This is a genomic window from Tychonema sp. LEGE 06208 (assembly GCF_015207505.1).
In the GTDB taxonomy this organism is placed as follows: Bacteria; Cyanobacteriota; Cyanobacteriia; order Cyanobacteriales; family Microcoleaceae; genus Microcoleus.
Map to the genome: position 1 here is coordinate 138,594 of NZ_JADEWT010000002.1, position 7,283 is coordinate 145,876.

General features: G+C 45.9%; 2 protein-coding genes. One reads left to right on the top strand and one right to left on the bottom strand.

Features of this window, described 5'->3' with window-relative positions:
• Positions 1-820 precede the first annotated feature (820 nt).
• Positions 821-5,047: a chemotaxis protein CheB gene (locus IQ263_RS01325; protein WP_194065804.1), complete on the top strand. Its 4,227-nt coding sequence runs from the start codon at positions 821-823 to the stop codon at positions 5,045-5,047.
• Positions 5,048-5,445: 398 nt separating this feature from the next.
• Here IQ263_RS01325 and IQ263_RS01330 read toward each other — a convergent pair whose 3' ends face one another.
• On the bottom strand, positions 5,446-6,855 hold the full coding sequence (locus IQ263_RS01330; protein WP_194065805.1) for an adenylate/guanylate cyclase domain-containing protein: 1,410 nt from the start codon (positions 6,853-6,855) through the stop codon (positions 5,446-5,448).
• Positions 6,856-7,283: the final 428 nt, after the last annotated feature.

A 7,283-nucleotide genomic window follows, 5' to 3' on the forward strand; every position in this document is an offset into this window, starting at 1 on the left:
TGTGGTCGGTTGCGGTAAATCGTGGGAATTAATTGTGCGATCGAGAGCGAGATATCTATTCTGCGTAAATCTCAGAAACCTGGTTTCTATCTATATTTATTGTCACCCAACCAAAAAGTCGTAGAAACCGGGTTTCTCTCCCCTGCGTAAATCTCAGAAACCTGGTTTCTATCTATATTTATCGTCACCCAACCAAAAACTCTAAGAAACCGGGTTTCTCTCCCCTGCGTAAATCTCAGAAACCTGGTTTCTATCTATATTTATCGTCACCCAATCAAAAACTCTAAGAAACCCGGTTTCTCCTCCTTGCGTAAATCTTAGAAACCGGGTTTATATCTATTTGTACCGTTAGGTGATTGTTAACTGTTGACTGTTGACTGTTGACTCGATTTTATTATTCCAATGCAACCGGAAACGATCTAATATATATCAAAAATTAGAAGTTTTGGAAATATAGCCTTAATCAAAAAAGTTAGGTATTAATTTTGACATGAAAAGCTCGACCGTACAGAGTATCTGCATACCGGATCGGGAGCATTTGTGTTTTGCAAGAAGTATTTTTTTTATTATAATGCGAGCGTACACGCTCGCGTATTTTACTCGCGAGCGGGGACGATCGCGCGCTCAAATACAAAACTGAGATGCTTCCTACCCGCTTGTTCTGATAACCGCTATATCTAATAGTTATAAATACCTCCTCAATCCTTAAGAAATAGGGAGAATACCGACAATTTAAGTTAAAATAAAAATAGTACAAATTACTCAGTGGTCGGCTTACAAAAGTATGCTACTGATTAGCTGAAGTCGAGGAATTCAAATTATGACTTCTAATGAATCTTCCCCTGAAATTAAACCAGCAGAATCGATCGCCCCAGCCGCCCTCGACAGCCAACAATTAGCCGAAACTGAAGCCCCCTTTCCCATTGTCGGGATTGCCGCCTCAGCAGGAGGGCTCGAAGCATTCACGGGGTTACTCAGCCATTTGCCGGTAGATACGGGTATGGCGTTTGTGCTGATTCAGCATTTAGCCCCGGATCACAAAAGTCTGCTAACCGAGATTCTCGCCAGACAGACGAAAATGCCTGTTAGTGAGGTAAAAGACGGCATGGCTGTAGAGCCGAATCAAGTCTACATCATTCCGCCCAACACCAAGATGGTGCTGTGTAAAGGCGTGCTGCAACTATCCCCGCGCGAGAAGATTTATGGCAAATATATGCCGGGAGATGCGTTTTTTACCTCATTGGCGACCGATCGCGGCCACAAGGCGATCGCCGTAGTATTATCCGGGGGAGACGGAGACGGTTCCCTAGGGCTCAAGGCAATCAAAGCAGCCGGAGGCATGACTTTTGCTCAATGTCAAGACACGGCAAAATTCGATAGTATGCCGAATACCGCTGTCGCTACAGGGAATGTCGATTTTGTTCTGCCGCCGGAAAAAATTGCCGAGGAACTGGCAAACTATAGCGGCAGCGGCCTTCTAACTTCCACAATTTCCCTAGCAAAAGTTGAAGAATCGCCCGAACCGGGAGATGCCCTGGCAACTATTTTTGCCCTGCTAAAATCAACCGCAGGCGTTGATTTTAGCCACTACAAACCCACAACGATCGCGAGGCGCATCCAGCGGCGGATGGTATTGTACAAGCTCGAAAACCTCGATGATTATGCCGAATACCTGCGACAAAATGCGGCTGAAGTCACAGCTTTGTATGAAGAAATCTTGATTCACGTTACCAGTTTCTTCCGCGATCCCGAAGCCTTTGAAAATTTAAAAGAGCTGGTTTTCCCCGCCATTACCCAAAATAAATCGCCAGACGCTCCCATTCGGATTTGGGTGGCGGGATGTTCCACTGGTGAAGAAGTTTATTCGATCGCCATTTGCTTGTTAGAGTTTTTGAGCGATCGGGATCTTTCGCCCCCGATTCAGATTTTTGCTACAGATATCAGCGAGACGGCGATCGGCAAAGCGAGGTCTGCCATCTACTCAGAAAACCAGATGGTAGACGTTTCACCAGAACGCCGCGATCGCTTCTTTATTCGCATCGAAGAAGCAAGTAGTTATAGAATCTGCAAAGCAGTCCGCGAACTGTGTGTATTTGCGCGACAAGACTTAGGCAGCGATCCGCCTTTTTCCAATCTCGATTTAGTTAGCTGCCGCAATGTCCTGATCTACTTGGGAGAGTCGCTGCAAAAAAAAGTGATGCCGATTTTTCATTACAGTCTCAACGCAGCAGGCTTTCTGTTATTAGGCAGTTCTGAAAGTACGGGAAAATTTTCATATTTGTTTACTTCTGTCGATAAAAAGTATAAAATTTATGCCAAAAACTTCACGGTGTCTCGTCCCACATTTTCCTTGGTGCCGAGTTTATATCCCGTCGCTAAAGCTGTTCGAGAACAGAGAATGAATGAAGACAATTCGATCGATAATTTTGACTTAGATCGCGAAACTGACCAACTGATTTTGAATCGCTATGCCCCAGCCAGCGTGCTTGTTAACGAGCAGATGAAAATCCTGCAAGTGCGGGGAGATATCGATCCTTACTTTAGAGTGGTAGCCGGAACGCCGGACTTAAACTTGCTGACAATGGCAAGGGGAGGCTTGCTTGTGGAGCTTCGCACCGCAATTTCTCAGGCACAATCGCAGAACGCGACTGTTAGGAAAGAAAGGGTATTGGTTGAATGGGGCGGGCGATCGTCTGCGGTGAATCTTCAGGTGGTGCCGTTCCAGTCGCGCACCACCGCAGCACGCTATTTTTTGGTGCTGTTTGAAGAAGTTTTAGCCCCGGCGAGCGACTTTTCCACCGTCACCGCCCAAAATGGCGATCGAGGTGATTCCGATCCGGAAAATGAGCGGCTGACGCAGGCGCTTGCCGCCGCTAACCAAGAAAAACTTGCGGCGCGATCGCACCTGCACTCGCTAATCCAAGAGCAGGAAAATCTCAACCAAGACCTCAAAGTTGCCAATGAAGAAGTCCTCTCCAGCAATGAGGAACTGCAAAGCATCAACGAGGAACTAGAAACTGCTAAAGAAGAGATTCAAGCTACTAACGAGGAACTCACCACCACTAACGAGGAACTTCGCAGCCGAAATCTCGAACAAAGCCTGGTCAATAACGATTTGACAAACTTGCTTGCTAGTATCAATATCCCAGTTTTAATGCTGGCAAACAATTTAGAAATTAGACGATTTACGCCAACGGCGCAGAAACTTTTTAATCTGATTATCACAGATATTGGACGACCCTTTAGCGACATCCGATCGACTCTTGATGTTCCTGACTTGGAACAGATGATTTTGGAGGTAATTGATACTCTCCAGACGCAAGAACGAGAAGTTAAAACTTTGTCGGGATATTGGTACAACCTCCGCATTCGCCCTTACCGCACCACGGAAAACCAGATTGAGGGCGTGGTGATGGTTTTGATCGATATTGATGCTCTAAAACGCAGTGCCAGAACTTTGGAGGAGGCCCGCAACTACGCTGAAGCTATTGTGGAAACTGTGCAAACGCCTTTAGTCACGCTAGATGCTGATTTCCGAGTGCACAAAGCAAATCGATCGTTCTATGAAACGTTTCAGGTTTTATCCTCAGAAACAGCGCAATCTTCGCTGTTTGAGCTAGGAAACGGGCAGTGGAATATCCCGCAATTGCGATGGATTCTGGAAGATATTCTGGTGAGCGATGTTCAGCTTCAAAACTTTGAGTTGACTCATTTCTTTGAGAATATCGGCTCCAAAACTATGCTGCTGAATGCTTGCAAACTTGAACGAGAAGACCAAGCTTTAATGATTTTGCTGTCTTTGGAGGATATCACTGCTCGCAAGCAGTTTGAGACAGAGCGATCGCAGTTATTGGAACAGGAACAGTTTGCCCGCCAAGAAGCAGAAATTGCTAACCGCACTAAAGACGAATTTTTGGCGAATCTCTCCCACGAACTCCGCAATCCCCTGACTCCGATCCTGGGGTGGGCGAAGCTGCTGCGTAGCGGGAAGCTGAAGGAAGCCGTCGCGGATCGCGCTCTAGAGGTGATCGAGCGGAGCGCGCTGGCGCAAGCTCAGTTAATCGAAGATATCCTGGATATTTCGCGGATTACTGGCAACAAGCTCGTTCTCGATACCAGTCCGATGGATCTGCAGTTAGTGGTGCAAGCTGCGCTCGACGGGGTTCAACTATCAGCGGATACCAAAAACATTGAAATTGTTTCGGAGTTGACTTCTATAACTGTTTTAGGCGATGCCGATCGCTTGCAGCAAGTTGTGTGGAATATCCTGTCTAATGCGATTAAGTTTACTCCACCGGAGGGACGAGTGGAAGTTTCCTTGGAGCCGATCGAGCTTCGCGCTCAACTTCGAGTTACTGACACGGGAAAAGGCATTGCGCCGGAGTTGTTACCGCATATTTTCGATCGCTTCCGCCAAGGAGATTCTAGCAGCATTAAGACGAATCAAGGGCTGGGATTGGGTTTGTCGATCGTCTACAATCTGGTGCAATTGCACGGGGGAATCGTGCTCGCCGAAAGTCCGGGGGAGGGAAAAGGAACTACAATAACTGTGAGATTGCCTTTGCCAGACTCGGCTGAAGTGTTGACAGGGGCGATCGATTTCCCACCAACTGTATTGGCTGCAAATTCAGGCGACGCATCTAGCGATACCGTCCCTTCTCTCGAAGGCTTGCACATTTTAGCTGTAGACGATCGCATCGATACGCGCGAGTTATTGGAATTTGTGCTCGAAAGCTACGGGGCTGAGGTTATGACAGTTGAATCTGCCAGAAGTGCGATGGCTGCTTTGACTGAAAATCCCGGCAAATACGACGTGCTGATCTCCGATATCGCCATGCCGGAGGAAGATGGGTATTTCTTGATTCGAGAAGTGCGAGCTCTTGCTGAGGCAGCCGGAGGACAAATCCCAGCCATTGCGCTGACTGCCTATGCGAGCGAGCCCGAACGCAAAAAGGCGATCGAGGCCGGTTTTCAAAGGCATATTACTAAGCCTGTGAAACCCATTGAACTAGCATTAATTGTTGCTAATTTCGTAGGACGATTTTAAAGACTTTTGATCTAATATATAGCCTTTCTCAGAAAGATGAGGTACTATCGGGGATTGGGAATTGGGAATTGGGAATTGGGAATTGGGAATTGGGAATTGGGAATTGGGAACAGGGCAAACAGGGCAAACAGGGCATACTAATCGTTACCAGGCTGTTCCTGGTAACAAGTAATATCAAATCCGGTAGCATCGGAATTATAAAATCGAGTCAGATCAAATCCGTGCTTCATAGTTCTGTATTCATCTCTCTCTTGTCTTCCTCTGTGTTCTCTGCGCCCTCTGCGGTTAAATCATTCCGATGCTACCGGAAACGATATAATCGCTTAAGTTATTAAATTTTCATTGCTAAGTGGTTCCCAAAAAGAGCCGGCAAACCAATATATTCGTCCCTGCAGAAATTAGTTTTTTTCAGCGATTAGTTCAGCAGCCAAAGCGATAACAGATTCCGTATTAATCCTCGCCGTATAAGCGATTTGTGGGCCTTGTATTCCCTTTAAATCTTCAACACGTTTGTGAATTTCCGACACACCTGTAGCTTTTAAGGCTGTCAAAAAAGCTGGGTCGTGATAAACTTCTTCGGAAAACGAAACTTCGTCACTTTTAGAAAGATTTTGAATGCGAGCCGCTTTGTTGACTGTAGAGCCGAAATAGTCGATCGTATTATTGAGATTTACCAGCAAAGCCGTCCCTCGGTGAATGCCCACGCTAACACGAATCCATTCTGCAGGCGGGCGAGTAGAGTTGTACTTTCTGAAACTGGCGACAGCAGCCGCAGCCGCCATAATTGCTTCTTCGTTACTGATAAAAGAAGCCATAAGGGCATCGCCGATGGTTTTAATGACTTTGCCGCCAAATTGCTCTACCGACTCAAATAAAATTTCAAAATGATCGCGCACAATATTGTATGCTTTAGTATCTCCAAGGGTTTCGTACATTCTGGTAGAACCGGTAATATCGGTAAACATAATAGTAATCGCGCGAATCTTGACTCGTTCTCTTTCCGATATCGCTGCTTCGCCGAACAAACGCTTGTAATCTGGGTGGTGAAGCAGTTGCATTCCTGACAGTCGCAGGGGCAGTTGTTCTAAGGTCAATTCCTCGGGCAATTCATCGGGATGCAAAATCAGCCCGGACAAATTGTGTTCGGTATTAGTTAGTTCGATTTTAACTTTTCCCGGACGCACAGTCAGCTCTTGTTTGTCAAAATCTGGCCCCGCTAACTGCTTGATTTTAATTTCTTGTATCTCTTCGGTTGCTTCGCCTTCTACTTTTAAAATCCCTTTAGCTAAGGTGAGGGGACAGCAGTACCGATATTGACCGCTTTCTAAGATAATTATTTCGGATGCACAGCAGCATAAAGGTGTTATCAGTTGCAGTTTGTTCTGAAGTACGGGAGGGGGAGCACAGACGGGGCGCAGTTTCGGGTCTTCGATTTCTTTGTTGAGGGAAAACGTAACTTCGACGCGATCGAGCAAATCAATGTTAAACTCGCGATCGCACATTGGGCAAAAAGACATTTCCGATGCGTCTGGCAAATCCTTGAATTCGTCTGCTATCATGTTGCAGTGCGGGCAGTGAATGTCCCAGTGCAGGTCAAAAGTGCCGGCTTTTACTCCGTGCAGAAATTCTGAAGTAATTCTTTTAACATTCTTGACAGTATCGCCGGCGACGTAGTAAGGATTAATCCGCAATCTCTGCAAAAGGTGGGAACCGATTAACCAGTTTTCGATTTGGTCGATCGTTCCTTTGCTAGAATTGGAACGTTGTTTAAGTTGTTCTACTTTTTCTGTTAATAATTCGATATTCACGAGCTGCTTGCCTTTGAGCGTCAGGGCAAGAAATTTTTAAGCATTGTCTCAGATAATTTCTTCGTCTGCTTGGTTCTTCCCTGACAATTCTGATAAATTTGCACCTGTCCCGCTGTCCCTGATCTGTGTATAAATCTTAACAAATTAGCAAGCTAAAGGCGATGTTTCTTTAGGCTGAAGGATGGGTCAGTTGTTACACAAGAGCGATCGCTGCATCTGTCTTCAGGAATATATTATAAAATGTCCGGCGAATTAATTATAATCAATCTTAGTTTCAAACAACAATTCAGCCCCAGAGGCTCTCGATTGAAACCAGACTAAAATAGCAAATATCCCACCCATCCCCATACCACAAATGCTAAACAAAATTTGGCAATTCCTCAAACAACTAATTCAGCGCCTATTGGGCTCCGCACCCCCACCAAAAC

Bases quoted from the DNA above. Each gene is read 5' to 3' on its own strand.
- IQ263_RS01325 (WP_194065804.1), top strand. From the start codon at position 821: ATGACTTCTAATGAATCTTCCCCTGAAATTAAACCAGCAGAATCGATC.